Source organism: Kitasatospora cystarginea (assembly GCF_039533515.1).
In the GTDB taxonomy this organism is placed as follows: Bacteria; Actinomycetota; Actinomycetes; order Streptomycetales; family Streptomycetaceae; genus Kitasatospora; species Kitasatospora cystarginea.
The window spans coordinates 1-2,323 of the sequence record NZ_BAAATR010000135.1; the positions used below are offsets into that span (position 1 = coordinate 1).

Here is a 2,323-nt window from a genome sequence, read left to right on the forward strand (position 1 = left end):
CGGCGGGTTCGGTGGGCCGGACGTGCTGGGGGAAGGCGCTCACGTCGAACTGGGGCGCGCCGGGGCGGTTGAACGCGGAGGCGCCGGCCTGCTCGGCTCCGTCGGTCGCGGCCTTCCTGGCCGCGTTCTCGGCTGCGTTCTGCGCCGCGCTCTCCCCGGCCTTGATGCCGCCGCGTTCGCCTGCGGCGGCCGCCGCGTCCATGGCCATCCGCGCGCCCGCGACACCGGCTTCGCTGCCGCCGCCGGTGGCCATGCCGGAGAGCAGGTTGAAGACGGCCGTGCCGCCGGCCTCCGCCGGGTCCTTGCCCCAGCCGGAGCCGACCATGGCCGTGACCAGCTCCGTCGGATGGTTCGCGGTGTGGACCAGGCCCGCGGCGACCGTGCTCACGTGGTCGAGATACAGCGCGGGATGCGTCATGTTGTACGGGTCCTGCGGGTTCAGGCCACGCACGAACTTCACCAGATCGGTGGCGCCCTTGACCACGCCGCCAGCGAAATGCACCGCACCGACCGCCGCGCCCGTGTTGAGATCGGCCACATCCATGCCGATCCGGTCCCACAGGCCCGGCTCCTTGGGCGCGCTGCCGGTGGCGGCCGCGATCGCCTGCCCGGCCGTCCGCGCCGCATCGTCACGCTGCCGACGCGCCGACCGCAGCACCTCCTGAGCCTGCTTGAAACCTTCCTCACCCGGGTCGTGGAACTCCCCCAGCACGGTGGGCGGGGTGGCGCTCTGCCCCGCCGAAGCCGCCCGCTTGTAGTCGTCCAACGCGCTGTTGTACTGCTCGACCCGCCGGTTGTAGGCGCCGCGCGCCTCCTCGGACGCCTTCTTCGCCGCGTTGTAACCATCGATCGCCTGCTGCGCCTGGTCCTGCGCCCAGGTGATCGTGCTCTGGTACGTCTCCAGCGCCTTCCCCGCGGCCGCACACGCCTCACCGACCACCACCCACGCCCTGGGCTGCGGCGAGAACTTCTTACGGAACGCCTCGGCCGCCTCGCCCTGCCAGTGCTCGGAGTCCAGCCGCGTCAGACCCGCACCGGTCTCCTCGAAGGCCTGCGCGAACTTCTGCAGATGCTGCGCGCTCTCCCCGATCGCTTTGGCGTCGCCGTGCAGCAGTTCCTTCGGGTCGTCACTCTGCCCGAGGTTCAACTCACCGACGGCCGCACCGAGGTCGTCGGCGATGTGGTCGCCCCAATTGTCGACCGCATGGGCCGCGCCGTGCGCGCCGACCATGTCCAGGCCCTTGCCCACGAGGTGCGCGTTCGCGTCGACGAACTCGCCGAATCCGCTCTTGAGCGAGCCCAGGACACCCATCAGCCGTCCTGGCCCTTCATCGTCGAGGACAGCTGGTTGAGATCCTTCGCCACCGCGTCGGCCTTGGCCTGCGCGGTCGCCAGGTCGTCGCCGTGGCCGGCCGTCATCGCCGCGACCTGCAGGTTCGGGTTGGCCAGCAGGTCCGCCTCAGCGGCCTTCCAGGTGGCCTGCGAGTGGACCGACGCGTACCGGTAGGACTCAGCCGAGTAGTCCGCGTCGCGGGCCTGGGTGTACGGGTTGTCCGAGAGCGTCTTCCCCCAGGACTGGCCCTCCACCTGCTCGCGGGTCAGGTTCGGGTTGCCCAGCGCGGCGTTGGTCACGTCCTTGGCCACTCCCGAGACATACTGCTCCTGGTCGTGGTACAGGCCCGCCGACAGGTGCAGCTTCTCCGCGATCTCGGAACCCGTCTGCACCAGCGCACGGACACCCCACGACCAGCGTTCGCAGAACTCGTCGAGAGTCGCCTTCACGTCCAGGCTGCCGGCCTGCATGCCCGTCAGCTCCAGGTTGGTGAACCCGCGTCCGACCTCCGCGCCCTCGGCGATGCCGATCGACTTCAACTCGTCGATCGCACCGTTGATCCCGGCAGCCGTCTGCTTCAACGCCTCCGGATCGACCCGGTATCCCCCGGCCATCAGAACCCGCCCCCGCTCACCGCACCCGCACTCGCGTCGAGCGCCACCGAGTCCGGCACGATCCCGCGCACCGGCGGAAACAGCATCGGCTGCCTCCCCGCCACGTCCAACGCCACCCCGCCCGGCACCCCCAGCGCCGGCACCGCCACATCCAGCAACCGCGAACCATACACCGTCAGATAGTCCAGCCGGTCACCCTCGAAATCCCGCGCCCGGGCGAAAGCCGCCAACTCCGCCTCACCACTGAACGCGTAGATCCACCGCACCCCGCCCTCGTCGCCGGTCCACACCAGACCCGCCGAAGTCCTCGGCACCAGAACCACACTCGAGCGGAACTCCCCGACCAACAACCACGGATCCCCCATCTGCGCATACA

At 70.4% G+C, this 2,323-nt stretch carries 2 protein-coding genes and 1 pseudogene; all 3 read right to left on the reverse strand.

Going from position 1 to position 2,323, the window contains the following annotated elements:
• Nucleotides 1-1,312 (reverse strand): putative T7SS-secreted protein (locus ABD369_RS40370; protein ID WP_344641623.1); only part of this gene is annotated, 1,312 nt, incomplete at its 3' end.
• Nucleotides 1,312-1,947 (reverse strand): hypothetical protein, encoded by a 636-nt coding sequence (locus ABD369_RS40375; protein WP_344641624.1) that lies wholly within the window; start codon nucleotides 1,945-1,947, stop codon nucleotides 1,312-1,314. The genes ABD369_RS40375 and ABD369_RS40370, both read right to left, overlap by 1 nt.
• Nucleotides 1,947-2,323, reverse strand: a pseudogene (locus tag ABD369_RS40380) (SseB family protein); the annotation flags it as partial. The pseudogene ABD369_RS40380 and the gene ABD369_RS40375, both read right to left, overlap by 1 nt.